The sequence below is a fragment of the Nocardiopsis sp. MT53 genome (genome assembly GCF_019598965.1).
Taxonomy (GTDB): Bacteria; Actinomycetota; Actinomycetes; order Streptosporangiales; family Streptosporangiaceae; genus Nocardiopsis; species Nocardiopsis changdeensis.
In genome coordinates this window covers 2,723,878-2,750,118 of record NZ_CP080599.1, presented here as the reverse complement: position 1 = coordinate 2,750,118, position 26,241 = coordinate 2,723,878, and the positions used below count along the sequence as shown (strand labels likewise).

General features: G+C 73.2%; 21 protein-coding genes. 7 read left to right on the top strand and 14 right to left on the bottom strand.

Annotated elements, in window-relative coordinates:
• Positions 1-86: 86 nt before the first annotated feature.
• Positions 87-1,016, top strand: a complete 930-nt coding sequence (locus K1J57_RS12210) for a TIGR04222 domain-containing membrane protein (RefSeq protein WP_220564555.1) — start codon at positions 87-89, stop codon at positions 1,014-1,016.
• Between the two features lie 114 nt (positions 1,017-1,130).
• Here the strand turns inward: K1J57_RS12210 and K1J57_RS12205 are convergent, their stop codons facing one another.
• From K1J57_RS12205 to K1J57_RS12145, 13 genes are all read right to left on the bottom strand, one after another.
• Positions 1,131-2,213: a lytic polysaccharide monooxygenase gene (locus K1J57_RS12205; protein ID WP_255646995.1), complete on the bottom strand. Its 1,083-nt coding sequence runs from the start codon at positions 2,211-2,213 to the stop codon at positions 1,131-1,133.
• A 68-nt stretch (positions 2,214-2,281) separates the two neighbouring features.
• Positions 2,282-3,661 carry a cellulase family glycosylhydrolase gene (locus K1J57_RS12200; RefSeq protein ID WP_220564554.1) on the bottom strand — a complete coding sequence of 460 codons (1,380 nt, stop codon included), beginning with the start codon at positions 3,659-3,661 and terminating at the stop codon, positions 2,282-2,284.
• A gap of 146 nt (positions 3,662-3,807) precedes the next feature.
• Positions 3,808-5,199 (bottom strand): endo-1,4-beta-xylanase, encoded by a 1,392-nt coding sequence (locus K1J57_RS12195; protein ID WP_220564553.1) that lies wholly within the window; start codon positions 5,197-5,199, stop codon positions 3,808-3,810.
• 156 nt (positions 5,200-5,355) lie between these two features.
• The gene (locus K1J57_RS12190; protein ID WP_220564552.1) at positions 5,356-8,016 is read right to left on the bottom strand and encodes a glycoside hydrolase family 48 protein; all 2,661 of its coding nucleotides are present in this window, start codon (positions 8,014-8,016) and stop codon (positions 5,356-5,358) included.
• A 277-nt stretch (positions 8,017-8,293) separates the two neighbouring features.
• Positions 8,294-10,030 (bottom strand): glycoside hydrolase family 6 protein, encoded by a 1,737-nt coding sequence (locus K1J57_RS12185; RefSeq protein WP_255646994.1) that lies wholly within the window; start codon positions 10,028-10,030, stop codon positions 8,294-8,296.
• A 683-nt stretch (positions 10,031-10,713) separates the two neighbouring features.
• On the bottom strand, positions 10,714-11,373 hold the full coding sequence (locus K1J57_RS12180) for a bifunctional DNA primase/polymerase (RefSeq protein ID WP_220564550.1): 660 nt from the start codon (positions 11,371-11,373) through the stop codon (positions 10,714-10,716).
• A 93-nt stretch (positions 11,374-11,466) separates the two neighbouring features.
• Positions 11,467-12,465 carry a porphobilinogen synthase gene (gene hemB, locus K1J57_RS12175; RefSeq protein WP_220564549.1) on the bottom strand — a complete coding sequence of 333 codons (999 nt, stop codon included), beginning with the start codon at positions 12,463-12,465 and terminating at the stop codon, positions 11,467-11,469.
• A gap of 45 nt (positions 12,466-12,510) precedes the next feature.
• Positions 12,511-14,190 carry a uroporphyrinogen-III synthase gene (locus K1J57_RS12170; RefSeq protein ID WP_220564548.1) on the bottom strand — a complete coding sequence of 560 codons (1,680 nt, stop codon included), beginning with the start codon at positions 14,188-14,190 and terminating at the stop codon, positions 12,511-12,513.
• Between the two features lie 117 nt (positions 14,191-14,307).
• The gene (gene hemC / locus K1J57_RS12165; RefSeq protein ID WP_220564547.1) at positions 14,308-15,285 is read right to left on the bottom strand and encodes a hydroxymethylbilane synthase; all 978 of its coding nucleotides are present in this window, start codon (positions 15,283-15,285) and stop codon (positions 14,308-14,310) included.
• Positions 15,282-16,754 (bottom strand): glutamyl-tRNA reductase, encoded by a 1,473-nt coding sequence (locus K1J57_RS12160; protein WP_220564546.1) that lies wholly within the window; start codon positions 16,752-16,754, stop codon positions 15,282-15,284. The genes hemC and K1J57_RS12160 overlap by 4 nt, the downstream gene beginning before the upstream one ends.
• A gap of 163 nt (positions 16,755-16,917) precedes the next feature.
• Positions 16,918-17,613, bottom strand: coding sequence for a redox-sensing transcriptional repressor Rex (locus K1J57_RS12155; RefSeq protein WP_220564545.1), 696 nt, complete (start codon positions 17,611-17,613; stop codon positions 16,918-16,920).
• Between the two features lie 565 nt (positions 17,614-18,178).
• On the bottom strand, positions 18,179-18,445 hold the full coding sequence (locus tag K1J57_RS12150) for a glutaredoxin family protein (RefSeq protein ID WP_220564544.1): 267 nt from the start codon (positions 18,443-18,445) through the stop codon (positions 18,179-18,181).
• Between the two features lie 34 nt (positions 18,446-18,479).
• The gene (locus K1J57_RS12145; protein ID WP_220564543.1) at positions 18,480-18,737 is read right to left on the bottom strand and encodes a MoaD/ThiS family protein; all 258 of its coding nucleotides are present in this window, start codon (positions 18,735-18,737) and stop codon (positions 18,480-18,482) included.
• A 109-nt stretch (positions 18,738-18,846) separates the two neighbouring features.
• Between K1J57_RS12145 and K1J57_RS12140 the strand changes: the two genes are divergently transcribed.
• From K1J57_RS12140 to pstB, 6 genes are all read left to right on the top strand, one after another.
• Positions 18,847-19,629, top strand: coding sequence for a response regulator transcription factor (locus K1J57_RS12140; RefSeq protein WP_220564542.1), 783 nt, complete (start codon positions 18,847-18,849; stop codon positions 19,627-19,629).
• Positions 19,630-20,188: 559 nt separating this feature from the next.
• Entirely contained in the window at positions 20,189-21,187 is a 999-nt protein-coding gene (locus tag K1J57_RS12135) for a hypothetical protein (protein WP_220564541.1), read from the top strand.
• Between the two features lie 144 nt (positions 21,188-21,331).
• Entirely contained in the window at positions 21,332-22,318 is a 987-nt protein-coding gene (gene mshD / locus K1J57_RS12130) for a mycothiol synthase (protein WP_220564540.1), read from the top strand.
• 317 nt (positions 22,319-22,635) lie between these two features.
• Positions 22,636-23,598: a phosphate ABC transporter permease subunit PstC gene (pstC, locus tag K1J57_RS12125; protein WP_220564539.1), complete on the top strand. Its 963-nt coding sequence runs from the start codon at positions 22,636-22,638 to the stop codon at positions 23,596-23,598.
• On the top strand, positions 23,598-24,683 hold the full coding sequence (gene pstA / locus K1J57_RS12120) for a phosphate ABC transporter permease PstA (protein ID WP_220564538.1): 1,086 nt from the start codon (positions 23,598-23,600) through the stop codon (positions 24,681-24,683). Before pstC ends, pstA begins: the two co-directional genes overlap by 1 nt.
• A gap of 32 nt (positions 24,684-24,715) precedes the next feature.
• Positions 24,716-25,495, top strand: coding sequence for a phosphate ABC transporter ATP-binding protein PstB (pstB, locus tag K1J57_RS12115; RefSeq protein ID WP_220564537.1), 780 nt, complete (start codon positions 24,716-24,718; stop codon positions 25,493-25,495).
• Between the two features lie 316 nt (positions 25,496-25,811).
• On the opposite strand, the gene K1J57_RS12110 is transcribed toward pstB, so the two are convergent.
• Complete coding sequence (locus K1J57_RS12110) at positions 25,812-26,153, bottom strand: SH3 domain-containing protein (protein ID WP_220564536.1); 342 nt, start codon at positions 26,151-26,153, stop codon at positions 25,812-25,814.
• Positions 26,154-26,241 lie beyond the last annotated feature (88 nt).

Below are 26,241 nucleotides of genomic sequence, written 5' to 3'. Positions count from 1 at the left end.
GGGCCTGGAAGAGGTGCGGGCGGGGAACATACGGGACAGGCCCTGTCCCGCCTCCACCGACGTTCCCCGCGTTGCGGAGGTCCCCCGTGTCCCCTGGTCTGCCCGTCATCGTCGCCACCCTCGTCCTCACCGTCCTCGGCCTGTACCAGGGCCTGGTCGCCGTCCCCCGGAACCGCCGCCTCTCCCCCGATCCGGACGCGCGCGAGCTCGCCCTCCTCCGGGGCCGTTCGCGGGCCGTCGCCACGGCGGTCACCGCGCTGCTCGCCTCGGGACACGTCGCCGTCGGGCCGTCCGCGGCCGAGGGCGCCGGGGACTCGGGGCTGCGCTTCCCGGAGGCGGCCGGTGCCCCCGGCCACCCGCTCGACGCCGCGGCCCTGGAGGCGCTGCGCCGCGTGCCCTCCCGCCACTGTCTCGGGCTCCTCGTGGACGACGCGGCCGTCGCCGCGGTCCTGGAGCGCATGGAGCGGAGCCTGCGGCGGCGCGGCCACCTGTGGCAGAGGTGGCAGCGCCCCCTGAAGCTCTGGCCCTGTGTGTTCGCCTTCCTCTCCGTGCCCGTCGCCGTCGCGGCGGTCATGAACCTCCCGGCGGAGGCGACCGGGAACCTGCTGGAGGCCTCGCTGGTCCTCGTCGCCGCCACCACGCTGGGCGCGGTCCTCACCGCCGGCGGCCGGTACGTCAGCCGGGCCGGGGCGGCCCGGCTGCGCCGCGCCCGCCGCGAGCACGCCGCGCTGGACCCCGGCCGCAGCTTCAGGTGGGACGTCCGCGACCCCGACTCCGTGGTCATGGCCTGCGCCCTGTTCGGCGAGAGCGGCCTGCCCCAGTGGCGGGACCTGCGCATGTACGAGACGGCCCCGGCCCCCCGGCGCAGGGGCGGCGGTGGCGGCAGCGGCGACGGGGGCGGTTTCAACTTCGCCGGCGCGCACCACGGCGACCGCGAGAGCGGCTGGGGCGGCGGCGACGGCGGAGGGGACGGCGGGGGCGGAGGAGGTGACGGAGGCGGCGGCGGGGGCTTCTGAGCCGCCGGCGGGCGCGGCCCGGAACGGGTGCGGCGGCCGGCCTCCGCACCGGGCAGGGCCCGGACCGCTGCGGCGGTCCGGGCCCTGCGGGTGGCGGTGGTCAGGGGTCGGGGGTCAGGAGTCGGGACCGCAATCCGGGAGGGGGACGATGTTCACGCCGCCCGGGTGGTTCGCCGTGAACCCGAACGTGGTGCTCTCGCCCGGCTCCAACAGGCTGTTGTGCGGCAGGTTGCGCACCTCGTGGTGCGATCCGTGGTTCACGACCGTGCCGTTCCACAGGCTGGAGACGGTCTGGCCGTTGGCGAACACCCAGTCCACCATCCAGCCGTCGACGCCCTCCTCGCCGGCGGTCAGCTCGACCTCCGCCTGGAAGCCGCCGGACCACTCGTTGAGGATCCGGTACTCGGCCGTGCAGTACTCGCCCTCGGGCGGGTCCGTCGGCTCCGGCGTCGGCTCGGGCGGGTCCGTGGGCTCGGGCGGGTCGGTCGGGTCCGGCGGATCGGTGGGACCGGGGTCCCCGCCGCCGCTGAACACCACGTCGGAGCAGTTGTAGAACGCCTCCGGGCTGTCCGAGCGCTCCCACACCGAGTACACGACGTGGCGTCCCGACCGGTCGGGCAGGTCCACGTCCCAGTAGTACTCGGCCCCGGCCTCGCCGCCGCTGCGCAGCGGCGGGTTGACGGCCGTGTCGATGAGTTCCAGGTCGTCCCAGGTCAGCGGCTGGTTCGGGTCCCAGCCCGCCTCGGTGACGTAGGTGAAGAACGTGCCCGGGTGCGGGGCCCAGGCGTTGTGGAGGAACTCCACGGTCGTGTTGGCCTGCAGCTGCGTGGCCGGCCAGTCGTCGCGGGCGGCGTTGAACGCGCTGAACTGCGGGGTCGGCCCGCACAGCTCGCCGTCGGCGACGAACTCGCGGTGCCGCCCGTCGGAGTTGCTGATCAGGTTGCCGAACCAGTTCCAGAACGGGTAGTCGCCGCCCTCGGCGAGCGCGTCCTCACAGGCCGGGTTGGTGGGGTCCAGGGCACCGCCGGAGCTTCCTCCGGTGGCGTCCTGGAAGCAGGCGTAGGTGCGGGAGGCGGGGTAGGTGAACGCGCCGTGCGCCTGGGCGGGCTCGGGCGCGACCACCACCGAGTAGCCGACGGCGAGCGCTCCGAGCGCCACCCCTGCGGTCAGCAGGTTGCGGATACGGGTCCTTTCCACTGCGGTGTTCTTCCTTTCGGGTGGGGGACCCGGCCGGGCGGGCACCCGGCCGGGGGCGGCGCGGCCGCTCAGGCCGCGGCGCACGTCGGATCGGGGACGACGGCGGGGCCGTTCCCGATGAGTCCGAAGGTGGTGGCGGCGCCCGCGGCGAGGCCGCCGTTGTAGGGGGCGTTGCGGGCGGTCACGGTGCCGCCGGAGGCGGTGAGGTCGGTGTTCCACGACTGGGACACGCTCTGCCCCGAGGGCGCGGTCCAGGCGACGGTCCAGCCGGTGAGGGCGGTGTGCGCCGTGACCTCCACCTCGGCCTGGAACCCTCCCTGCCACTCGTTGGTGATCCGGAACTCCGCCGTGCACTCGCCCTCGGGGTCCGTGGGCGGGTCGGTCGGCGGGTCCGTGGGCGGGTCGGTGGGCTCGCCGCCCCCGCCGTACACGGGCGCCTCCACCGACGTCTCGCCGATGCCGTCGGGCCCGTGGAAGATCCGCTCGCCCCAGGGGGTGATCCGGGCCGGGTCGAAGTCCTCGACCATGTCGAGGTACTCCACTCCCCCGCCGTTGCCGCTCCACGACCAGCCGATGTAGCCGAGCCCCAGCCGCCGGGTGTGCTCCATGATCGCGTCCTCGTCGGGGTTCCCGTCGCTGTGGTCGTGGCCGAACTCGCCGACGATCAGCGGCAGCCCCGCGTTCGCGAAGTGCTCCAGGTAGGAGACCACCGTGGACTCCTGCTGGTAGACGCCGTACATGTGGACCGAGAAGACGGTGTTGTCGTCGGCGGCCGCCACCAGCGGCGCGTCGCGCCGCATGATGCCCTGCCAGTCCTGGCCCCAGTTGGGCGCGTCCACGACGAGGGTGTGCTCGAACCCGGCGTCGCGCAGCCGCCCGACGGCGGCGATGGTGTCGTCGGCCCAGCCCTGGTTGACGGCGTCGTTGTTGCCGTAGGGCTCGTTGCCGATGTTGACGAGGACGTGGTCCTCCTCGCCCTCCAGGACGTCCTGGACGCGCAGCCAGTAGTCGACGGCCTGGTCGAGGGTGGCGGCCCCGGACTGCTCGCCGTAGCCGGTGGTGTCGTGGACCTCGAGCATGCAGATCAGGCGGTTGGCCTTGCACAGCGAGACCACGTTGGCCACGTCGGCGGGCCCGTTCTCGGTCCAGCGCTGTCCGCTGCTCAGGACGACGCGGACGGTGTTGGCCCCCTGTTCCTTGATGTCGGCGAAGGAGCCCGTCTCCTGGAGGTACCAGGTGTGGGCGTGGCTCACACCGCGGATCAGGAAGTCGTTCCCGGCGGCGTCGACGAGGCGCCCGTCCTCGACCCGGAAGCCGGTGTCGGCGCGGGCGGCGGACGGTGCGAGGGCGAGCAGGGCGAGGACCAGGGAGAGGGTCAGTGTCAGTGCCGTGCCCAGGGCGAGGGCGAGTGCGGCCCGGGGGCGCGCGGTCGGCGGGGACGGTCGCATGGGGTTCTCCGGGGGGCTGGTGGCGGGGTCTGGGGCGGAGTCGGGGGGTGGGTCCCCGGGGGCCGGGTGGAGGAGGTCCGGCCCCCGGGGCGCCGGGCCCGGGGCGCCCGTGGTGGGGGGCGGGGCCCCGGGGGTCGGGGGGCCGGTCAGTCGCAGGCGGCGCCGTTGAGCTCGAACCCGCTCGGCGCGTCCGCCTGTCCCTGGTGTGCGATCTGGAACCCGAACGTCACGCTGCCGCCGGGCGGCAGCGTCCGGTTCCACGACACGCCCTCGGCGGTGACCGCGCTCCCGTCCTGTGTGACGGTGGCGTTCCAGGCCGAGGTGATCTGCTGGCCGGCGGGCCGGGTCCAGGCCAGGCTCCAGCCGTCCACGGCCGCGGTCCCGGTGTTGCGGACGGTCACGTCGATGACGGCGCCCTGGTTCCACCGGTTGACCACGGTGTAGGTCACCGAGCAGTCCCCGTCGCCGGGGCCGGGCCCCGGCCCGGGGCCCCCGTCGCCGCCCAGGGCCTCGTGCATCGCCCAGTAGGCGGGCTTGGGCTGGTACTGGTGGTCGTAGGGCAGCGCGTCGCCCTGCCCGGGGAACACGTCCGGGATCCAGGAGTTGGCGTCGCCCACGCCCCACACGGTGACGCCGCCGCAGCCGTCCACGGCCATGCACGCCTGGAACACGCGCGTGTAGTCGGCGGCCTGCGCCTGGAGCTGCTGCTCCGAGGCCGGGGTGTTCGTGCGGATGTCCAGTTCGGTGACGACCACTTCCAGGCCCAGGTCCGCGAACCGCTGGATGTTGGCCTGCATGCTGGACGGCACCTGTCCGACGATGAGGTGCGACTGCAGGCCCACGCCGTGCAGGGGCACGCCCCGGTCGAGCAGGGAGGACGCCAGTTCGTAGAGGGCGTCGCTCTTGGCGTTGATCCCCTCGACGTTGTAGTCGTTGATGAACAGCCGCGCGTCGGGGTCGGCCGCGTGCGCCATCTCCAGGGACGTGGCGATGTAGTCCTCGCCCAGGGTCCGGTAGAACACCGTGTCCCTGAAGCTCCCGTCCTCGTTGAACGCCTCGTTGACCACGTCCCAGTGGCTGATGTCGTCGGCGTAGCGGTCGACGACCGTGGAGATGTGCTCCTCCATCACCCCCTCCAGCTCGGGGGCGCTGAACCCGCCGTCGGCCACCCAGGACGGCAGCTGGCTGTGCCAGACCAGGGTGTGGCCGTACACGTCCTGGCCGTTGGCCTGCGCGAAGTCCACCAGGCGGTCGCCGCCGCTCCAGTTGAACTGCCCGCGCTGGGGCTGGACGGTCTCCCACTTCAGCTCGTTCTCGTGGGTGACGGAGTTGTACTGCTCTGCGGCGATCTCGGCGTAGCGGGCGTTGTCGAGCAGGTGGGCGGAGACCGCCACACCCATGCGCAGACCGTGCCGGTCGGCGAGGTCGCGCAGGGACGGGTCCTCGGCCTGGGCGGGGGACCCGGCCGACAGGGCCAGGGCCAGGGCGAACACCGGGGCGAGGAATCTCGCCGTGCGGCGCCGCGTGGTCGTCTTCATCGGTCGCTCCTCGGGGCGGCGGGAACTCTTCGGAGGGGGTCGGGGAGCGGGGAGGGACCGGGGCCGGACCCGGCCCCTCCCCCGTGTGGTCCCGCGGCGGCCGCCGTCGAACGGCCGCCGCGGGGGTCGGTGGGACGGATCAGCGGGACGGGAGGGTCAGCCGAACAGCTCCCCGTGCACCGCCAGCGCGGTCGCCACGTCCACCTGCGCCCAGAAGCGGTGGTAGGTGAACTCGGGCGCCGGGCCGCCGTCCAGGTAGGCCTGGACCTCGGGCCAGTCGGGGTCGTCCTCGTAGAAGGAACGGATGGACGCGAACGTGGAGTCGGAGTCGATCACGTCGCCGTTGGGCATGGTGCCGGTCCAGCCGTCGGGGACGTACACCCCGCCGTCGGGCGAGTCGTACGGGTCGTCGAACCGCTGGTAGTCGGCCCGCACCTCGGGCACCGCCACGCCCAGGTCGTCCTGGTGGTGCAGCAGCGCCTCCAGCAGGCCCTCCGCGACCTCGCGCGCCTGCGCGTCGCCGGTGGCGGCGGCGTAGTGCATGAGCGTCTTGGCCAGCCCGGCGGCGATGCCGACGTCCTGGTTGTGGGAGACCACCTCGACCCGCAGGCCGGGGTTGCCGGTGGAGGTGCCGGTCCAGGTGTCGGGGGCGCCGCTCCACTCCATGTCGGCGGGGATGGCGAACTCGCCGTCGGCGCCGACCGTGGTGTTGGCGATGGCCCAGGGCACCCAGGCGTCGAGGATCTCCCCGGCGCGCTCGTCGCCGGTGATGCGGTGGTACTCGGCGACGCGCTCCATGTCCCAGACCTGGAACCCGAACCACCGGTTCGACGGCGGGTCGTGCCAGACGGGCTTCTCGTCGTAGAACATCCCGTAGAAGGTCGGGGTGCCCGCGGGCGGCTGCCCGTAGTCGCCCTCCCAGCTGTTGGTGGCGCCGCCGGCGATGCCGCCGTCGGCGGACTGGAGCCACTGGAGGAACTCCAGCTGCCGGTCGAGGCTGGTGCCCCAGTCGTCGGCGCCGGTGGGCGACTCGGGGGTGAGGGCGTCGACCTCGGAGAGGGCGTAGGCGGCCATGACGTTCTGGTAGCCCTGGTGGGCGGAGGAGCCGCCGATGCGCCAGGCCCAGGGGTACTGGGCGCTGCCCAGGGCGCCGCCCCAGGCGTAGTACCAGGACATCAGGTAGTGCGCGGACTCCCTGCCGCTGCCGGGGGCGCAGGCCTGGGGCCCGACGCAGTCGCCGACCTCCTTGAAGTACTTGTCGAACATGGCGTACCGCAGGTAGTCGCCCATGCGGGCGGCGTCGGCGACGCTGTCGGCGATGGCGCCCTCGTTGCCCTGCTCGCTCGCCCAGGTGTGCGCCTGGTAGGCGACCTGGACGGCGCGCGCGTCGGCGTCGGGGGCGTTGGTGTAGCGCCACTGCTCCGAGTAGGTGGAGTCGTCGGTGAACAGGTCCAGGTACCCGTTGGTGCCGCCGTGCTCGAACGTCTCGCAGGAGGGGTGCGGGACGGTCTCCCAGACGGACTCGTTGGAGCCGCGCTGGAACGTGTTGATGTAGGCGGGCGCGTCGTCGGTGCCGTCGCCGCAGAACCCGAACCCGTAGGTGTTGTCGACGTCCAGCAGCCAGTGCATGCCGTAGACCTCGTCGGTCCCGTAGGTGCTGCTCAGCTCGTCGGCCAGCGGGTCCTGTCCGACCTGGACGCCCTGGTCCAGGGGCATCGGGTAGTCCGCGGGGTCGGTGGACTCGGCGATGTAGGTGGCGGGCGAGGACGGGTCGTAGGAGGCGTTGGTGGGCTGGTCGGCGGTGCCCGGGATGATGAACGCCTCCATGGACGCCCACGCGGCGTTGAAGGGCTCCCAGTCACCGGTGACGCGGCCGTAGGTGGCCTCCAGCCACAGGTAGTAGCTGTACGCCTCGGAGGTGGTGGCGTGCCCGTGGTCGGGCGCCTCCACGATCAGGGTCTCCACGGAGTGGTACGGGACCAGCAGTCCGTCGAACTCCCGGAAGTACCCGTTGGCCGGGTCCTTGATCTTCTCGTACTGCTCGAGGAACTCGGCCTCGTAGGCGTTGGTTGCGCCGGAGCGCTCCCGCACGGTGACGGTCACGGGGTCGTAGCCCTCGGCGGCCACGGTGAACACGGCCTGGGCGGGCTCGCCCTCGCCGTTCCCGGAGGAGGCCACGGTGACCTCTTGGGCCTCGCCCCAGTCGTCCGCGGTGAAGGTGAGCGCGCTCCCGGCGGTGAGGGAGAGGGTGTCGGAGCCGGAGGTGCGCTCGACGGCCACCGCCACGTCGTCCTCGGGGGCGGCGGACAGGTGGACGTCGAAGGAGGCCGAGCCGCCCGGGTCCACGGCGACGCTCGCCGGGGAGACGACGATCTCGCCGTCCTCCGGCCCGGGCTCCTCGCCGCCGTCCTCGCAGGAGGTCCCGTTGAGGGTGAACTCGGTGGGGGCGGCCCCGGAGCCGGTGCCCTGGAAGCCGAAGGAGGCGCTCTGGCCGGTGGCCAGCCCGGGCGACCAGGCGGGGGCGGTGGCGGTGACCGAGGCGCCGGACTGGGTGGCCGTGGCGTTCCAGGCGTTGGTGACCTGCTGGCTTCCGGGGAAGTCCCAGCCCAGGCTCCAGGGGGAGACCTCGGGGCCGTGGTTGGTGAGGGTGACGTCGGCGGTGAAGCCGCTGCCCCAGTCGTTGGTGACGGTGTAGTCGACCGTGCAGAGCGGGGCGGCGTGCGCGGCCGAGGCCGGCAGCAGGGCGGCCGCCAGCGAGGTGGCCGCGAGGAGGGAGAGGGGTCTGCGCCATCGGCGGCGCGTGCGGGGGGTGTGCACGTGCGTCTCCTGGGTGGGTCCCCCTCACCGGCCCCGGGGGCGGGCGGGCATGGCGGGGCCACGCCACCCGCACGCGGCGGGACCGAGAGGGGGGTTCGGGTGGTGTGGGGCCGGGCGGGGATCGTTCCGGGATCCCCGCCCGGCGTCCGGTCCCCGAGAGGCGGAGGGGACCGGGTGGGGACCGACGGCCCGGGCGGTGCGTCCGCTCGAGGGTGCCCGGGGGCCGCCGGAGTCGGGAGGGGCGGTCACCGGCCGCGGGGCCGGTGGCCGCCTCCGGTCAGTCGAGCGGCGGGTAGGCGTTGTCCAGCAGCTCCTGGAACTGGGCGGAGAACCAGTGGCCGGAGATCGGGGCGTCGGGCAGCGCCCCGCTCATGCTGTTGCCGTTGCGCACGTTGCCCTCGTAGGTGGGGTCGCACATCCGGTCGAAACCCTTGCCCTCGGGGTTCTCGATGAACTCGCTGGAACCGTCGGACTCGCCCGGCGGCTTCATCCACACGTAGGCGTCGATCCCGGCCTCGGGTGCGGCCTGCGGGCGCTCACCCAGTCCGGCCCCGGCCTGGTTGCACCAGTTGCCCGGGTTGATGCGCCGGTCGTAGCGGCCGCCGTCCACGTAGGCGTTCACGTCGGTCTCGGGCCCCGGGCCGGTGGGCCGGTCGGGACCGCCCCAGCCGTTGCGGGAGGTGTCGATGAGCATCCCGATGTCGGACGAGAAGCCCTGGGAGACCAGTTCCTGGCGCAGTGCCTGGGCGAAGCTCAGCTCGTCGACGTAGTAGTTCCAGTCGACCCAGTCGGACTGGCGGACCGGGACGCCGCCGATGGTCTGGTCGACGGAGAAGTTCTCCTCCTCCAGGGCCGAGTAGTTGGCGGTGTTGGCGATGAAGCCGTGCACGTCGTCGGGGGTGGCCCCGGCGGCGTTGGCGGCCTGGTAGAAGATCTGGGCGGACGGGACGAAGTTGCTGTCCCAGCCGATCCAGCCGTGGTGGCCGGCGTCCACGTAGTTGTAGACGTTGTCGATGGCGCCCAGGGTCGCCAGGGCGTAGCCGACGCCCTCGACGTAGTTGCCGTTGGCCAGCATCTCGTCGCACTCGGGGGTGGCGGTGGGCCGCGGGGTGACGTTGGTGACCAGGTTGGGCAGCGAGTCGATCTCCACCGTGGTCACGATGCGCAGCTCGGTGTCCTCGTAGTCGGCGAGGATGTCGGCGATCGGGTCGATGTACTCGTTCTTGTAGCGGTCGATCTCGTCGGGGCCGAGCTCGCCGTTGGAGGCCAGGGCGGCGCAGTCGCGGCCGGGCAGGTTGTAGATGACGACCTGGAACACCAGGGGCTCGCCGCCCGCCTGCTCCACGGCCTCGTCCAGGTGGTCGCGCAGGCCCATGGAACCGGTGGTGGGGCTGTCGTTGCCCTCGATGGCGCCGATGCGGTCGAGCCACACACCGGTGGGCTGGTCCGCCACCGCCTCACCGCCGGGCTCGGCGGCGGCGTTCGCCGACCAGATCGGGTTCACGTAGACGTCGGCCCCGACGTAGGGGTTGTCCACGCGGCCGGAGGGGTCCGGATCCGGGTCGGGATCGGGGTCGGGATCCGGGTCGGGGTCGACCGCGCCGTCGCACAGGACGCCGTTGAGCTCGAACGCGAGCGGGGCCGCGTTCGAGCCGCTGTAGTTCGCGTTGAACCCGAAGGACACCGAGCCGTCGGTGGCGATGGCGGCGTTGTACCCGGCGTCGGAGACGGAGACGTTGGCCCCGCTCTGGGTGTGGGTGCCGCCCCACAGATTGCCGATCTGCTGGTTGCCGGGGAAGGACCACTCCAGGGTCCAGTCGTCGACCGGGTCGCCCAGGTTGGTGATCTCGACGTTCGCGGTGAAGCCCGAGCCCCAGTCACTGACCGTGTAGTCGACGGCACAGCCGGCTTCGGCGCTGGCGGGGGAGGCGGGGACGACGGCCAGAGCGGTGCCCACCACAAGGGCGGACAGGGCGGCCGGCCCTCTGCGTGCGCGCGACGGTCCGGGTGTCACGGCACTGTGGATTCTTCTCATCTTCTGCTTCTTCCTTGCGGAGGGGGGTGATCCGTAGGGAAAGGAAAGATGGTGTCGCGCGGGACGCGACGACTGCGGGGAATCCGAGGCATGGCCGTGGGAATGGCGGGGAGCGGGGCATGGCTTTTCTCCGGCGGGGACGACCCGGGTCCGGGAGCGCTCCCATGAAGGGCGGGAATCCCGGTCGGGCGACGGAGCGGTCGGGGGCAGGCGGGCCGCTGGGGCCAGGGAGGGCGGTAGCGCTCTGTTCGGGAGCGCTCCCACGAGAGTAGCCACGCAATGGTGATATGTAAACAGCGAATGAAAAAGAGATTTCGTGCCGGATGGGACGGCAGCCCATCGCGAAACTCCAGGTGAACGGGCATTAAGCTCGCAGGTCGACGCGATAATGGCGTGAACCGTGTGACACAAGTGAACAACTGCCCGAACAATGGTGTTACCGATAGGGGTCGCGCGTGGATTGTCAAGACCCCGAAAACACCGAAAGAAAGCGAAAGTCCGCGGCCGCGCGGGCTCCCGGGACCGTGTGCGCCCGCCGCCCGCGGCCGGGCCCGTCGCCCGTCCTCCGCCGCCACCCTGCACAGGAGCACCGCCCCCGGGGGTACCGCGTGCCGGGGCGCCGCGCACGGGAGCGGGAGCGCGCCGCTCCCGCCCGCCGGCCGTCAGCGGCCGGTGTCGCCGAACTCCTCGCTGGCGTCGGCCAGGATGCCCAGGACCGCGATCGGGTCCGGCAGCACCACCGAGCCGCCGGAGTCGCGCGGAGTGCGGATCCAGCTCACCCGGCCCCCGCCCGGCAGCCGGGACGGGGCACCCAGGACAAAGCTGTCCCGGCAGTGCCAGCGCAGGCCCGGCATGTCCTCGATCGCCTCGGGGACGCAGTCCAGGTGGCAGGACCACCACTCGTCCTCGTCGACCGGCGACCGGGTCGCCACGAAGAACAGGTACCGCGACCCCAGCGCCGCCACCGGGCCCGCGGGCACGCCCGCCCGGCCCATCCGCGCCAGCGCCATCACGCCGGCCTCGCGCGGCACGTCGAAGACGTCGAAGACCCGCCCCGTCGGCAGGATCACGTTGGCCTCGGGGTCGGCCGCCCACCACCGGCGGATCGTGTCGGTGTCGGTGCTGGCCTCCACACCCCAGGCCATGGTCGCCGGATGGGCCGCCGGGTCCGGACAGCCCAGCCGCTCGCAGTTGCAGGCGCGGTCCTCGCCCGGTGCGGCGCCCCGCACCACGGGCCAGCCCAGTGCGGCGTAGCCCAGCGCGGCGTCGACCATGCCGTCCATCGCCGGACGCCGCTTCCGTCGGTACAACACATCGGCCATGGAGCCCTCCCCGGTGTTCTCGGTGTTCCAGGTGCGGTCCTGAACCCGGACCCGCACCCGGCGACCGCGACCGGGGTGGGCGAACCGGTCGCGCTACCGGAGCAGGCGTGCCGCCTCGGTCGCCCAGTACGTGAGCACCTGCTCGGCCCCCGCCCGCCGGTAGGAGGTGAGGGTCTCCAGGATCGCCCGCTCGCGGTCGATCCACCCGCGCTCCGCCGCCGCCTCGATCATGGCGTACTCGCCGCTGACCTGGTAGGCCGACACGGGCACCGGGGAGGCCTCGGCCACCTTGGCGATGATGTCGAGGTAGGCCAGGCCCGGTTTGACCATCACCATGTCCGCGCCCTCGGCGACGTCCAGGGCCACCTCGCGCAGCGCCTCCCGGGCGTTGGCCGGGTCCTGCTGGTACCCGGACCGGTCCCCGAACTGCGGCGCGCCCTCGGCGGCCTCCCGGAACGGGCCGTAGAACGAGGAGGCGTACTTGGCCGCGTAGGCCAGGATCGGTACCTGGGCGAACCCGGCCCGGTCCAGCCCGGCGCGGATCGCCGCGACCTGGCCGTCCATCATGCCGCTGGGGGCGACCACGGCGGCGCCCGCCTCGGCCTGGGCGGCGGCGATGGACGCGTACCGCTCCAGGGTCAGGTCGTTGTCCACGTGCCCGTCGGCCTCCAGCGGGCCGCAGTGGCCGTGCGAGGTGTACTCGCACAGGCACAGGTCGGCCATGACCACCAGGGCGTCGCCCACGTCCTTGGACAGGTCGCGCAGCGCCTCCTGGACGATCCCGTGCGGGTCGTCGGCCGCGGAGCCGCGCTCGTCCTTGTGCGCGGGGATGCCGAACAGGATGACGCCGCCGACCCCGGCCTCGGCCGCCTCGTGGGCGGCCCGGCGCAGGCTGTCGCGGGTGTGCTGGAACTGGCCCGGCATGGACGAGATCGCGACCGGCTCGTCGATCCCCTCCTTGACGAACAGCGGCAGGACCAGGTTCTCCGGCAGCACCCGCGTCTCGGCGACCAGGCGGCGCAGCGCCGGGCCCCGGCGCAGGCGGCGCGGCCGGGCGGCGGGGTAGGCCGCTTCGCGACCGGTGGTGTCCATGGGTACTCCTGAGGAAGGCTGGTTCGTGCTGGTGACGGGGGCGGCTCAGAGCTTGCGGCGGCGTCCGCGGCGCTTCTGGCTCGGCTTGAGAACGGGCTTGCCCGCCTCGATCGCCTCACGGCGCTTGGCCGCACCGTACTCCGAAAGCGCGTCCACGAGGGCCGAAACGGAGGCTTTGGGTGCCACGACGTCGACCCGCAGTCCGAACTCTATGGCGGTCTTCTCGGTCTCGGGGCCGATCACGGCGATGACGGTGGTGTTGTGCGGCTTGCCCGCGATCCCCACCAGGTTGCGCACCGTGGAGGAGGACGTGAACAGCACCGCGTCGAAACCGCCGCCCTTGATCGCCTCTCGGACGGGGGCGGGCGGGGGCGCCGCCCGGACGGTCCGGTAGGCGGTGACGTCGTCGATCTCCCAGCCCAGGTCGGTGAGGCCCGCGGCCAGGGTCTCGGTGGCGATGTCGGCGCGCGGCAGCAGCACCCGCTCGATGGGGTCGATCTCGGCGTCGTAGGGCGGCCACACCGACACCAGCCCGGCACTGGACTGGGCGTCGTCGGGCGGGGCGAGGTCGGGCTGGATCCCGAACTCGCGGACCGCGCGGGCGGTGGCCTCGCCGACGACGGCGACCTTGACCCCGGCGAACGCGCGCGCGTCCAGGCCGTAGGACTCCAGCCGCTCGCGGATCGCCTTGACCGCGTTGACGGAGGTGAAGGCCACCCACTGGTAGCGGCCGGTGACCAGGCCGCGGACGGCGCGCTCCATCTGCTGCGGGGTGCGCGGCGGCTCCACCGAGATGGTGGGCACCTCCTCGGGCACGGCGCCGTGGTCGCGCAGCTGCTCGGAGAGGGCGGCGGCCTGCTCCTTGGTGCGGGGCACCAGCACCCGCCAGCCGAACAGCGGGCGGCCCTCGTACCAGGACAGCTCGGCGTGGCGGCCGGCCGGGGCGCCGACGACCATCATCGCCGGGGCGGTGAGGTGGTGGCCCTTGGCGTCCTTGGCCTTGAGCTCGGCGACCAGGCGGCCCAGGGTGGAGGCCACGGTGGTCTGGCGGGTGGTGCCCCCGGCGCGGACGACGGCGACCGGCGTGGTGGCGGGCCGCCCCCCGGCGATGAGGGTCTTGCACAGCACGTCGAACCCGGGGCCCTGGAACTCGGCGGGCTCCTCCGCGGGGGCGTCGCCCCCCAGGATCAGCAGGGGCGCGTCGCTCGCGGCGGCCTCGTGCCAGTCCACCTCGGCGCCGCGGGCGCGGGCGTTGAGGATGCGAACCTCGGGGGTGCCGTGGCCCATCAGAGGGATGCCGGCGAAGGCCGGGACGGCGGTGACGGAGGAGACGCCGGGGGCGACCTCCACCTCGACGCCCGCCTCCCGGCAGGCCAGGACCAGCTCGGCGCCGCGGCAGCCGAAGAACGGGTCGCCGGAGTAGAGCCGCACCACCCGCAGGCCCTCTCGGGCGCGGGCCAGGGCGAAGGCGTCGACGTCGCCGATGTCCTCGGCCCGGGCGGTGGTGACGTCCTCGCGGCAGTGGGTGAGGAGTTCCTCTCGGAAGCCCGCCAGGTCCTCGGCGGCGGGCTCGCGCGGCGTGATGACCACGTCGGCGTCGCGCAGCAGCTCGGCGCCGCGCAGGGTCAGCAGCCCGGCCCCGCCCGGCCCGGCACCGACCAGGGCGACGTGCCCGGGTCGGACGGCTGCGCGCTCCTCCGGCGAAGGATTGGCGTTGGCGTTCACGTGACTCCTCTGTGCTGCCACTGGATGGGGTTGCCACTGGACCGTGCCGCCGCCGTTCCCGCCCGTGTCCCGGGACGCGGGCGGGAACGGCGGGCGTGCCCGTCGGCGGGCTCCGGCTCAGGGTGCGGGCGGGGCGTCCCTCTCCGCGAAGGCGTCCGCGACGATGCGGTCGGCACCGTCGGCGATCATGGCGCGGGCCAGCTCGCGGCCCAGGGCGGCGGCGCCCTCCACGTCGGTGGGGCCCCCGACGGCGGCGGCGCGTTCGCCGCGCACCGACTCGGAGCCGTCGGTGGCCACCACGGCGGCGCGCAGCCGCAGCTCACCGCTGTCGGCGTCGTAGAGGGCGTGGGCGCCCACCGGCGCCGCGCAGCCCGCTTCGAGCTCGGACAGCACGGTGCGCTCGGCGACGACCGCGAGGCGGGTGGCCGGGTGGTCCACGGCGGACAGGTAGGCGAGGTCCCCCTCGGCCCGGTCGGCGCGGCACTCCACGGCCAGGGCGCCCTGGCCGGGGGCGGGCAGCACCAGCTCGGGGTCGAAGACGTCGGTGACGTCGGCCATGCGGCCCACCCGGACCAGCCCGGCGTAGGCCAGGACGACGGCGTCGAGCTCGCCGGAGGCGACCTTGCCCAGGCGGGTCTCGGCGTTGCCGCGGATCGGCACGTACTCCAGGTCGGGGCGCAGGGCGGCGAGCTGGGCGACGCGGCGCGGCGAACCGGTGCCGATCCTGGCCCCGGCGGGCAGGTCGGCGAACTCGAGGCCGTCGCGGGCGCACAGGGCGTCGCGGGGGTCGTCGCGTTCGGGGATGGCGGCCAGGACCAGGCCGTCGGCGGGCGTGGTGGGCAGGTCCTTGAGGGAGTGGACCGCGAAGTCCACGGTGTCGGCCGCCAGCTCGTCGCGCAGGGCGTTGACGAACACGCCGGTGCCGCCGAGCTGGGTCAGGTGGGCCTTGGTGACGTCGCCGAAGCTGGTGATCAGCACCAGTTCGATGGCCCGTCCCGTCCGCTCGGTGATGGCGTCGGCGACCAGCCGGGACTGGCTGGTGGCCATGTTGCTGCGACGGGTGGCGAGCCTGGCGGGCCCGGTGGTGCCGGTCATGCCTTCTCCTGGGCGGCGCGGGCCGCCGTGGTCGTGGTGTCGAGGTCGAACAGTTCGCGCAGGGCCGCCTCGTAGGACTCCCCGTCGGGGGCGGCGGCCAGCTCCTTGACCCGCACGGTGGGTCTGTGCAGGAGCTTGTCGGCGACGCGGCGCATCGCGCGGGTGATCTCCTCGCGGGTGCGGTCGTCCAGGTCCTCGGGCAGCCGGCCGTGCAGGCGGTCCAGCTCGGCCTCCACCACGTCGCGGGCCTGGGCGCGCAGGGCAACGACGGTAGGGGCGACCTGGGCGGCCCGGCGGACGGTGCGGAACTCGGAGACCTCCTCGTCCACGATCCCGCGGACGAGTTCGAGGGCGCCGCCCCGGCCCGCCCCGGTGCCGCCGCCGTGGGAGGCGGCCCGGCGCAGGTCCTCGATGTCGACGAGGTGGACCCCCGGCAGGTCGCGCACGGCGTGGTCGATGTCGTGGGGCAGCGCGAGGTCGAGGAAGACCAGCGGCCGGGTGCGGCCCGCGGTGGCGGCGGCGACGGCATCGGCGGTCAGCACCAGGCCCTGGGCGCCGGTGCAGGAGATGACCAGGTCGACCTCGGACAGCACCGCGGCGGCGTCCGCGAAGGGGACGGAGCGGGCGGTGACGCCGTCGTAGGCCTCGGTGAGGCACTCGGCGAGGCGGTCGGCGCGCTCGCGGGTGCGGTTGGCCACGACGACGGTGGCCGCGCCCTGGCGGGCGACGGTGTTGGCGGACAGGGCGCTCATGGAGCCCGCGCCCAGGATCAGGACGCGCGTCCCGGCCAGGGGCCCGGAGGTGGCGCGGGCGATGCCCGGCGCGTCGGCGGTGTCGCCCTCGGCCGCGGACATCGGGCAGCCGACCGGCGGCGTGGCGCCGAGCCGCTGGACGGTGCGGTCGGCGGTGACCTCGCCGCCGCCGGTGGGGCCGGTGCCCAGGCGGCGCAGGGCCACGGTGAGGCCGAAGCTCACCATGTCGGCCCCGGCGTGGTCCAGGTGGGTCTCGGTGTGGGCGCGCTTGCCCACGCGCAGGGCGCGCTGGCCCAGGTCGTTGAGGACGCGGCCGACGGAGCCGGTCTCCTGTCCGGCCTTGAGGGCGTCGCGGACCTGGCCGAGGATCTGGCCCTCGCCCAGGACCATGGAGTCCAGGCCACAGGTGACGGAGAACAGGTGCTGGACCGCGCGGTCCTCGTAGTGCACGTACATGTGCTCGGACAGCTCGGCCAGGGGGACGCCGGTGTGCCAGGACAGCAGCTCGGTCACGGCGGCGACACCGCCGTGGAAGGCGTCGACGTCGGCGTAGATCTCCGTCCGGTTGCAGGTGGAGACCACCATCACCTCGTTGACGGACTCGGTGCCGAGCATCTCCTCGACGGCCTTGGCCCGCGTCTCCCCGTTCAGCGCGACGCGCTCCAGGAGCGCCACCGGCGAACTCCGGTGGCTCAACCCCACGGCCAGGACACTCATCCGCATTCTCCTATGCAGGCACTACATCAGCGTCTCTTCATGCTCCGCCAGGGCCCCCGCGCACTGCGGGCGGCCCCCCGGAAAGCGCGGCGGACGCTCGCTCACCGCCGCCGCTCATGCAGGCCTCGCGACCCGGTCCGCGGGGCGCCGCCCCGCGGTTCGTTCATGTCAGTTCCAGTCCCGCCGGCTCCGCGCCGTGGCCCTCGTCGCCGTTGCGGCGCTGCGCGTGGAAGGCGAGGATCTGGAGTTCGATGGACAAGTCGACCTTACGCACATCGACCCCGTCCGGCACATTCAGCACCACCGGCGCGAAGTTGAGGATGCTGCTCACCCCCGCCCCGACGAAGCGGGTCGCGACCGCCTGCGCGGACGCGGCCGGCGTGGTGATCACCCCTATGGAGACGCCCTTGTCGCGGACAACCGTTTCCAGGGTGTCAATATGCCCCACGTCGAGTGAGGCGACGCGCCGCCCCACCATGGCGGGGTCGGCGTCGAGCAGGGCCGCGATGCGGAACCCTCGGGTCCCGAACCCCCCGTAGTTGGCGAGGGCGCGCCCCAGGTTGCCGATGCCGACGATGGCGACGGCCCAGTCCTGGGTGAGACCAAGTTCACGCGAGATCTGGTACACGAGGTACCGGACCTCGTAGCCGACCCCTCGCGTTCCGTAGGACCCCAGGTGGGAGAGGTCCTTGCGGAGTTTGGCGGAGTTCACCCCGGCGGCCGACGCCAGGTCCTCCGACGAGACCGTGAGAGTGCCCCGGTCCTGGAGCGCCTGCAGGGTGCGCAGGTAGACGGGGAGCCGGGCGACGGTGGCCTCCGGGATTCCCCTCTCCCGGGGCCTGGGCGGACGACTTGTCACGGGCGGGTGCTCCTGAGGGCGGTCGTGCGGGCGCGGGGCCGGGGGCACGCCCCCGGAGGGCTGTCGGGTGGCCGGGGCCGTGTCCGGCCCCCGGGGCGCGACCGCCGGGCCACCTCCCGCACGGCGGCTCCGGCCGCGCTCGGACGGCCGGCCCCCGACGGCCCGCCGCGCGGCGCCGCGGGACCCGCCGGACGGGGCGCGGTGGGAGCGCCCCCGCCGGTCGTCCTGCGAGAGATCGCCCGGAGGGTGCCCCCCGCGGCCGGCGCGAGCGCCGGACGGCCGGAGGCGGCCACCGAACACGCCCTAGGTTACGCGCTTGTGAAAGCACGCACAAAGTGGGGTCGCTTGTGACGCCGCGCTCATAAGTTCCCAGCGGCGGCCCGGCCCGCCGGTCCCGCGGACCGCCGGGCCGGGATGATCCGACGATCCCGTGCCCGGAACGGGCCCGATGGGGCGCGGTGTCGCCCCCGTCCCCCCGACGACCGTTCCGGTGGTGAAAGCGCGTGAATGGGAAACCCGTTCACACGCCGATCCCGCTTTCGCAACAGAACGATTCCGGTGCCGTTCAGCCGTTGAGCGCGGCGCGCAGACGGCCTTCGTCCACCCGCCAGAAATCATGCCGGGCGCCGTCGACGAAAGTGACCGGGATCTTGTCCCAGTACTCCTCCCGGTCGGCCTCCCCCACCTCGGTCAGCGACACCTCGGCGCGGCTCGCGCCCGTCTCGGCGGCGACCGCGCCGATCACCTTCCAGGCGTCCTCGCACAGATGGCACCCGTCCCTGCCGAGCATCACCACGCGCGCACGCCCCGCCCACTCAGGGGTTTCCGTCATGTTTCCTCCGGATTCCGCAGCCTTTTCGAGCACCTCACCCACCCGCGAAGGGCGGTAGGACCTCGATCACAGTCCCATCCGTGACCGGAACGTCACCATGGGCCCGCCGGCCGACCGGCTTCTCGTCGACCAGGAACGAGGAAACCCCGAGAACCCGCTGAAAGCGGTCGTCGGGGTGGAGTCGGCGCGCCGCGTCGAGCGCCTCGCCGAGAGTCGCCGCAAGGACCGGCTCCTCGGCGATTCCCGCCGCTTCCTTGGCCGCGGCCCAGTACCTGATAGTGCACTTCGCCATCTGTTGATTATCCTTGGTGTTGCTCGGAGGCGACGTATTAAACAAATCTTCACCGGGGGCAATGGCGCCTTCGATCGTCCGCATAGCGCGGGATGACGGGAAGAGACGCATGAGCCATCTGCTTCTGTTGACGAACTCCAACGAACCGTCCGATCACGTGCTGCCCGCTCTCGGCCTCCTCCTGCACTCCGTGCGGGTGGCGCCTGCCGAAGCCGGCGCACTCCTGGCGTCCGGCGCCGGGACCGGCTCCAGCGCCCCGGTCGACGCCATTCTGGTCGACGCCCGTACCGACCTGGCGGCCGCCCGGAACTTCTGCCGCCTGCTGGACACCACGGGCCTGGACTGTCCGCTGCTCGTCATCCTCACCGAGGGCGGCGTCGCCGCGCTCACCCCGGACTGGCAGGTGAACGACTTCATCCTCACCGCCGCCGGTCCCGCCGAGGTGGAGGCCCGGTTGCGGCTGGCCATCGGATCCGCCGACGCGGGCACCGACGACCCCGACGAGATCCGCCGCGGCGACCTGGTCATCGACGAGGCCACCTACATCGCCCGGCTGCGCGGGCGCATCCTCGACCTCACCTTCAAGGAGTTCGAGCTGCTGAAGTTCCTGGCCCAGCACCCCGGCCGGGTGTTCACGCGGGCGCAACTGCTCCAGGAGGTGTGGGGCTACGACTACTTCGGCGGCACCCGCACCATCGACGTCCACGTGCGGCGGCTGCGCGCCAAGCTGGGCTCGGAGTACGAGTCCCTGATCGGGACCGTCCGCAACGTCGGCTACCGCTTCGTGCCCGACCCCGTCGGCAAGGGGCAGCCGTCCGGGGCCGCCCCCTCCCCGTCCGGCGAGGGCGGCGAGGCGCTGCCCTCCGCCCGCCGGGAGGCCGCCACCGGCTGACCGGACGCCCGCACGTTCGTACGGCGCGGGGCCGCCCCGTCGGGGCGGCCCCGCGCCGTACGTCCGGAGCGCCGCGCCCCGCCCGGGACCGCCGCGCGGCCGGACACGTCGGCCGCGGCCCCCGAGTGCACGAAGGCACCCGCGGAACGCCCATGCCCGGGACCGCCCCCGGCGCGGCCGGACACACGGGCCGCGGCCTCCTGCGCACGGAGGCGCCCCGTTCCCAGACGCGTTCCCCGCACACCTCGCCTGTACACGGAGGGCACCCGCGGGTCGCCTAGGTCCGGGGCCGGACCGGTCCGAAGACCGCACGGGCAGGGGCACTTCCGGCGGCGGGCGCGGCGGGTCCGGGGTGGACGGCGGGTGGGCGGACCGCGGCGGACAGCGGGGGACGGGCGGGTGACGGGTGGACAACGGTGCGTCGTGGGGCCTCGTGTTCGGAGCGGGGACGGCCTAAGATCTGTGGAGCACCCCGAGGCCAGGCCAGGCGCGGCATGGCTCCCCCGACGGGTGCGGACCCCTGCATGGCGCACCACCCTTGAGGAGTGAACCCGCCCTGATGTCCACCAGCGCCGCGAACACCCCGCTCACCCTCCGACGCCTGGGCATCGCCCTCGGTGCCGCGTTCGTCGGATCCACACTGGTCGCGGTGGCCTCCCCCGCCATCGCGCAGCCCACGGACCCGGGCGGTCCGTCCCCCTCCCCGACGCCGGCGCCGGTCGCCGCGGTCGCCTTCGCGCGCGACGCGGACAGCGTCGCGCTGGGCACCCCCGCGCCGCCCAACACGCTCACCCTGAGCAACACCGGCACCCTCGACATCTGCGTGATCGGGCTGGAGATCGGCGGCGGCTTCCAGGGGCACGGCTTCGCCGCCGGACAGCTCGCCGCCGGCGCCTCGGACACCGTCATGGTGACCGGCTCCCCGCGGCGGTCGACCGACGTGGTCGCCACCCTGACCTTCGCCGCCGCCGACCCGGAGACCGGCTGCACCACGCCCCCGGGCGACGTGCACAGCATCTCCTCCGGGGTGTGGGCGGTCACCATCACCGGGCCGAGCCCGTCGCCCTCCCCGACGCCGTCGCCGACCCCCACCCGCCCGGACCCGCCCGCCGAGACCCCCTCCCCGACCCCGAGCGGCCGGCCCACCCCGTCGGCCACCCCCACCGCCCCGGGTTCCGAGACGAGCGGCCGGCCCTCGTCGCGGCCCTCCAGCGGCACCACGTCCCGGCCCTCCACGCCCGACCGTCCGCGCAGCAGTGTCAGCGACGTGCCCACCACGGGCTCGAACATCCCGACCCTGCCCCGGAACGAGGCCGACCTGCCCGACGTGCTGCCCGGCGAGGACCTGGCGACCCTGCCACTGGCCACCCCGACCGGGTCCGACGACGCGGCGCAGACCGAGGTGGCCGCCGAGCACACCGACATGGGACCGAACATGGCCCCCGCGGTGCTGCTCGCCGCCTTCCTGCTCACCCTGCTGCTGGCCGCCCCGCTGGCCCCCACCCGCCGGGTCCGCCCCGGCACGGGCGGCTACCAGGGGCGCCGCCGCAAGGGCTGACACCCGAACCGGCCGGGCGCGCCCCGGTCCCGCGCCAGCGGGGCCGGGGCGCGCCCGTGTCCGGACCCCTTCCGACCAGACGCGGAACGCCACGGGCGAGGCCAACGGAATCTTCACGGGCCTGTCGTCGTAGGCTTTCGGTCCATGAGCACCCCGCTGGTCACCGACGACCTGGCGGCCGCGACGGCCGACCAGGTGCTGACGCTCGCCGAGGCCGCCCGCAGAACCGACGGCGTGGCCCCCCTGTCCGAACACACCCTGCTGCGCGTCCGCCACGGCGCGCCCTCCGGGAGCGCGCGCTTCCACGTGGTCTCCGAGGACGGCCGCGTCGTGGGCTTCGCGTTCGTCGAACGCGGCGAGGACGAGCCCGACTCCGGGGAGGTCGTCGTCGACCCCGCCCACCGGGGGCGCGGGCACGGCACCGCCCTGCTGCACTCCGTCCACCGGGACGCCGGCGCGAACGGCGTCCGGGTGTGGGCGCACGGCCGCACCCCGCAGGCGGTGGCGGTGGCCGAGGAGGACGGTTGGCGGGCCGTCCGCGAGCTCCACAAGATGCGCATGCCGCTGCGCGACATCGCCGCCGAGGAGAAGGGCGGGCCGCGGACCGCTCCGGAGCTGCCCCCTCCCGTGCTGCGCCCCCAGGTCGCCGACCGGGTCGAGGTGCGCGCGTTCGTGGTGGGGCAGGACGAGCAGGCCTGGCTCGACACCAACGCCCGCGCCTTCGCCCACCACCCCGAACAGGGCAGGCTCACCCTGGACGACCTGCTGCAGCGCGAGGTCGAGGACTGGTTCGACCCGAACGGGTTCTTCCTGGCCACCGGCAAGGACGGGCGGGTCGCCGCGTACCACTGGACCAAGGTGCACGCCGACGGCGCCGGGCTGACCGACGGCGAACCCGTCGGCGAGGTGTACGTGGTGGGCGTGGACCCCCAGTGGCAGGGCACCGGCCTGGGCCGGGCGCTCACCCTGGAGGGGCTGCGGCACCTGCGCGACGCCGGGCTGCCCTGGGTGCACCTGTACGTCGACGGGGACAACGAGGCGGCCGTGCGGCTGTACACCTCGCTGGGCTTCGAGATCTGGGACACCGACGTGATGTACGCGCCGCCGGAGGAGCCGCCGGGCGAGGAATGAGGGGGCGCGTGGTGGGCAGTAGACCCGTGGAGAGGGTCTGCCCGCACGTGCCGCTCATCACATTAACCGGCCAAACCCTTGGCCGCCACGGGAGTGCGACATCCCGTTCATTTCCCGTTCACCTTCCTTGGGACAACTCGTCACCTAGTGGGCCTACCTTCGCATTCGGCGCATCGCGACCTCTCGGCGTTCGGCGGTCGCGGCGGCCTCCCGCGGGGTGAACCCCCGGGGAGGACACCCGAACCCGACAAGGGTCCGGAACCCACCCGCAGGGGGCTGGTGGGCAGCACTGAACCCTTCCGAACCGGAGCCGATACATGACGACGACGGACGCGCCCACGGTGGCACCACCGCCCAAGGGCAGGCGCCGGATCGGCGATGTCGCATTCGCCGGGCTCGCCCGAGGCTCGGGCATCCTGATCCTCGTGATCCTCGCGGGCGTCGCCGCCTTCCTGATCGTTCAGGCCTGGCCGTCGCTGGCCGCGAACACGGCGAACTTCATCACCGACCAGTCCTGGGACGCCAACGTCCGCGAGAACCCCGCGTTCGGCGTGGGGGCCCTGGCGTTCGGCACCGTCCTGGCCGCCGCCATCGCGCTGCTGCTGGCCACCCCGGTCGCCATCGGCATCGCGCTGTTCATCGTCTACTACGCGCCGCGCCGCCTCGCCGCCCTGCTGGGCTACCTGGTGGACCTGCTCGCCGCGATCCCCAGCGTGGTCTACGGCCTGTGGGGCATCGGGTTCCTCGCCCCCCAGCTCGTCCCCGTCTACGAGGGGCTGGCCCGCAATTTCGGCTGGATCCCGCTCTTCGCCGGGCCCGCCTCCACCTCGGCCCGCACCATCCTCACCGCGGGGATCGTGCTCGCCGTGATGATCCTGCCGATCATCACCGCCATGTCCCGCGACGTGTTCCACCAGGTCCCGCAGGGGCACCGGGAGGCCGCCCTGGCCATGGGCGCCACCCGCTGGGAGATGATCCGCCTGGCCGTCCTGCCCTTCGGCAAGTCCGGCGTCGTCGGCGGCGCCATGCTCGGCATGGGACGCGCCCTGGGCGAGACCATGGCCGTCGCCATGATCCTGTCGCCCTCGCTGGCCGTCTCCTGGAACCTGCTCCAGAGCGGCAACCAGACCATCGCCGGGCACATCGCGCTCCAGTACCCCGAGGCCACCGGATACGGCGTGTCCGCGCTGATCGCCGCCGGCCTGGTGCTGTTCGCGATCACCCTGGTCGTCAACATGGGCGCCCGCTACATCGTGGCGCGCGGCAACAAGGAGTCCTGATGAGCCTGACGACCGCTCAGCCCACCGACCCCGGCCCGGGCTCCGGCGCCCCCCGGCGCGACCTGCGCGGCGGCTCGCTGCCCCGCTACTTCCCGCCCGCCCTGCTGGCCTCCTCGGCCGCCGTGGTCGCGGGCGTCCTGCTGGCCTTCTCGTCCTTCGGGTTCGTGCTGTGGGGCGTGCTCACCGCGCTCGCCTACACGGTGATCGTGGTGGCGGCCTCCGCCCGTGTCGAGGGCGGCCGCAAGGCCAAGGACCGCCTGGTCACCTCGCTCGTCTACCTGTGCTTCACCCTGGCGATGCTGCCGCTGGTGTCGGTGCTGTGGACGGTGCTCGGCAACGGCATGGCCCGGTTCGACGGGTACTTCCTGTCGGTCTCCATGAACGGCGTGCTGCCGAGCATGGACGCCGGCGGCGCCTACCACGCGATCGTCGGCACCCTGGCCATCACCGGCATGGCCACGCTCATCGCGGTGCCGGTCGGCGTGATGACCGCCGTGTACCTGGTGGAGTACGCGCGGGGGCGGATGAAGCGCACCATCATGTTCTTCGTCGACGTCATGACGGGCATCCCGTCCATCGTCGCCGGCCTGTTCGTGGTGGCCCTGTGGATCCTGCTGTTCGGCCCCGGCAAGACCAACGGCGCCGCGGGCGCGATCTCGCTGGCCGTGCTGATGATCCCGGTCGTGGTGCGCTCCAGCGAGGAGATGCTCCGCCTGGTCCCGCAAGACCTGCGCGAGGCCTCCTACGCGCTGGGCGTGCCCAAGTGGCGGACCATCACCAAGGTGGTGCTCCCCACGTCGGCCGCCGGCCTGACCACCGGAATCATGCTCGCCATCGCGCGTGTTATCGGAGAGACGGCGCCGCTGATCCTCACCGCGGGGTCGTCGGCGGTCTCGATCAACTGGAACCTGTTCGACGGGCAGATGATGAGCCTTCCCGTGTTCATCTACTCGCAGGTCCGCATGGGCGGCGCGGTCAACTACGAGAGGGCCTGGGCGGCCGCGCTGACGCTCATCCTCGTGGTGATGCTGCTCTTCTTCCTGGCCCGCATGATCGGCCGCCTGTTCGCGCCGAAGTCCCGCTAGCCCGCCAACCCGGCAATCACGAGGAACATCCAGTGGCGAAACGAATCGACGTCTCCGGACTCCACGTCTACTACAGCGACTTCCTCGCTGTGGAGGACGTGTCAATGACCATCGAGCCGCGTTCGGTGACGGCGTTCATCGGGTCCTCCGGCTGCGGGAAGTCCACCTTCCTGCGCACCCTCAACCGGATGCACGAGGTCACCCCCGGCGCCCGCGCCGAGGGCAAGGTGCTCCTGGACGACATGGACATCTACGCGCCCGACGTGGACCCGGTGATGGTCCGCAGCGAGGTCGGGATGGTGTTCCAGAAGGCCAACCCGTTCCCGACGATGTCGATCTACGAGAACGTGCTCGCGGGGGCCCGCCTCAACAACAAGCGGATGAGCAAGGCCGCCGCCGACGACCTGGTCGAGGAGTCGCTGCGCGGCGCCAACCTGTGGGAAGAGGTCAAGGACCGGCTGAACAAGCCCGGTTCGGGCCTGTCCGGCGGCCAGCAGCAGCGCCTGTGCATCGCGCGGGCCACGGCGGTCAAGCCGTCGGTGCTGCTCATGGACGAGCCGTGCTCGGCGCTGGACCCGATCTCGACGCTGGCGATCGAGGACCTCATTCACAAGCTGAAGGAGGACTACACGATCGTGATCGTCACCCACAACATGCAGCAGGCGGCCCGCGTCTCGGACCGCACGGCCTTCTTCAACCTGTCGGCCCCGGGCAAGCCCGGGAAGCTGATCGAGATGGGCGAGACGAACAAGATCTTCACCCGTCCCGAAAAGAAGGAGACCGAGAACTACATCACCGGCCGCTTCGGGTAACCGCCCCGCGCCGAACGTCCTCCCGAAGGGGGCCCGTGGACACGGGCCCCCTTCGTGTGCGGGAGCGCGCCGCGGGCGGGGCGCAGGGCCGCCCGGGGGTGGGCGGGAGGAAATGCCGACGGCCCTCCGGCGTGGACCGGAGGGCGTCCGGAAGTGAATCGGATAACCGATCCGGGGCCCTTTTGCGTTCATTCCGGAGAACCGGGAAAAGGGTCGCGAAAGGCGTTGTCCACCGTTTCCCCAATTCGGGGGGCGGTGGGCGCGCGCCGTCCCGGCCGGGCGGGGGCCCGGCCGGGACCCGGGGTCGGGCGGAGGATCAGGTGAAGCAGTTACCCGGCTGCTTGATCAGGTAGCTGGCCGAGACCCACCGGCTGGAGCCGATCTGCCGGAAGCCGTTGGTGGTGGTCTGGGTCGCGTTCACGATCGCGCCGTTGGCCAGCGAACCCACGATGGAGTAGCCGGTTCCGGGGCCGCTGCGGATGTTCAGGCCGCCGCTGGCGCTGACCTTGTAGGTGCACCAGACGGCGGCGGCCGCCGGCGCCTGCTCCGGCGCGGGGGCCGCCTGGGCGGGGGCGGACAGGCCGATGACGACGGCACCGGCGGTGGCCGCCATGGTCGCCAGACCGCGGGCGAGCCGACGGGACTTCGTGGCCTTCACAGGCTTTCCTCCATCATTCAAGGCTTGATCGGGGGACCTCGGCCGAGGGTGGAATCCCGTGGCGGGCAAGGCCTCTGGAATCCACGCC

What these genes read in the sequence shown, in the direction of transcription:
- hemB (WP_220564549.1), bottom strand. Translation starts at nt 12,465, where the DNA reads ATGGACACCACCGGTCGCGAAGCGGCCTACCCCGCCGCCCGGCCGCGC.
- pstC (WP_220564539.1), top strand. Translation starts at nt 22,636, where the DNA reads ATGACGACGACGGACGCGCCCACGGTGGCACCACCGCCCAAGGGCAGG.
- K1J57_RS12200 (WP_220564554.1), bottom strand. Translation starts at nt 3,661, where the DNA reads ATGCGACCGTCCCCGCCGACCGCGCGCCCCCGGGCCGCACTCGCCCTC.
- K1J57_RS12150 (WP_220564544.1), bottom strand. Translation starts at nt 18,445, where the DNA reads ATGACGGAAACCCCTGAGTGGGCGGGGCGTGCGCGCGTGGTGATGCTC.
- pstA (WP_220564538.1), top strand. Translation starts at nt 23,598, where the DNA reads ATGAGCCTGACGACCGCTCAGCCCACCGACCCCGGCCCGGGCTCCGGC.
- K1J57_RS12145 (WP_220564543.1), bottom strand. Translation starts at nt 18,737, where the DNA reads ATGGCGAAGTGCACTATCAGGTACTGGGCCGCGGCCAAGGAAGCGGCG.
- K1J57_RS12180 (WP_220564550.1), bottom strand. Translation starts at nt 11,373, where the DNA reads ATGGCCGATGTGTTGTACCGACGGAAGCGGCGTCCGGCGATGGACGGC.
- K1J57_RS12160 (WP_220564546.1), bottom strand. Translation starts at nt 16,754, where the DNA reads ATGAGTGTCCTGGCCGTGGGGTTGAGCCACCGGAGTTCGCCGGTGGCG.
- K1J57_RS12195 (WP_220564553.1), bottom strand. Translation starts at nt 5,199, where the DNA reads ATGAAGACGACCACGCGGCGCCGCACGGCGAGATTCCTCGCCCCGGTG.
- K1J57_RS12135 (WP_220564541.1), top strand. Translation starts at nt 20,189, where the DNA reads ATGTCCACCAGCGCCGCGAACACCCCGCTCACCCTCCGACGCCTGGGC.
- K1J57_RS12140 (WP_220564542.1), top strand. Translation starts at nt 18,847, where the DNA reads ATGAGCCATCTGCTTCTGTTGACGAACTCCAACGAACCGTCCGATCAC.
- hemC (WP_220564547.1), bottom strand. Translation starts at nt 15,285, where the DNA reads ATGACCGGCACCACCGGGCCCGCCAGGCTCGCCACCCGTCGCAGCAAC.
- mshD (WP_220564540.1), top strand. Translation starts at nt 21,332, where the DNA reads ATGAGCACCCCGCTGGTCACCGACGACCTGGCGGCCGCGACGGCCGAC.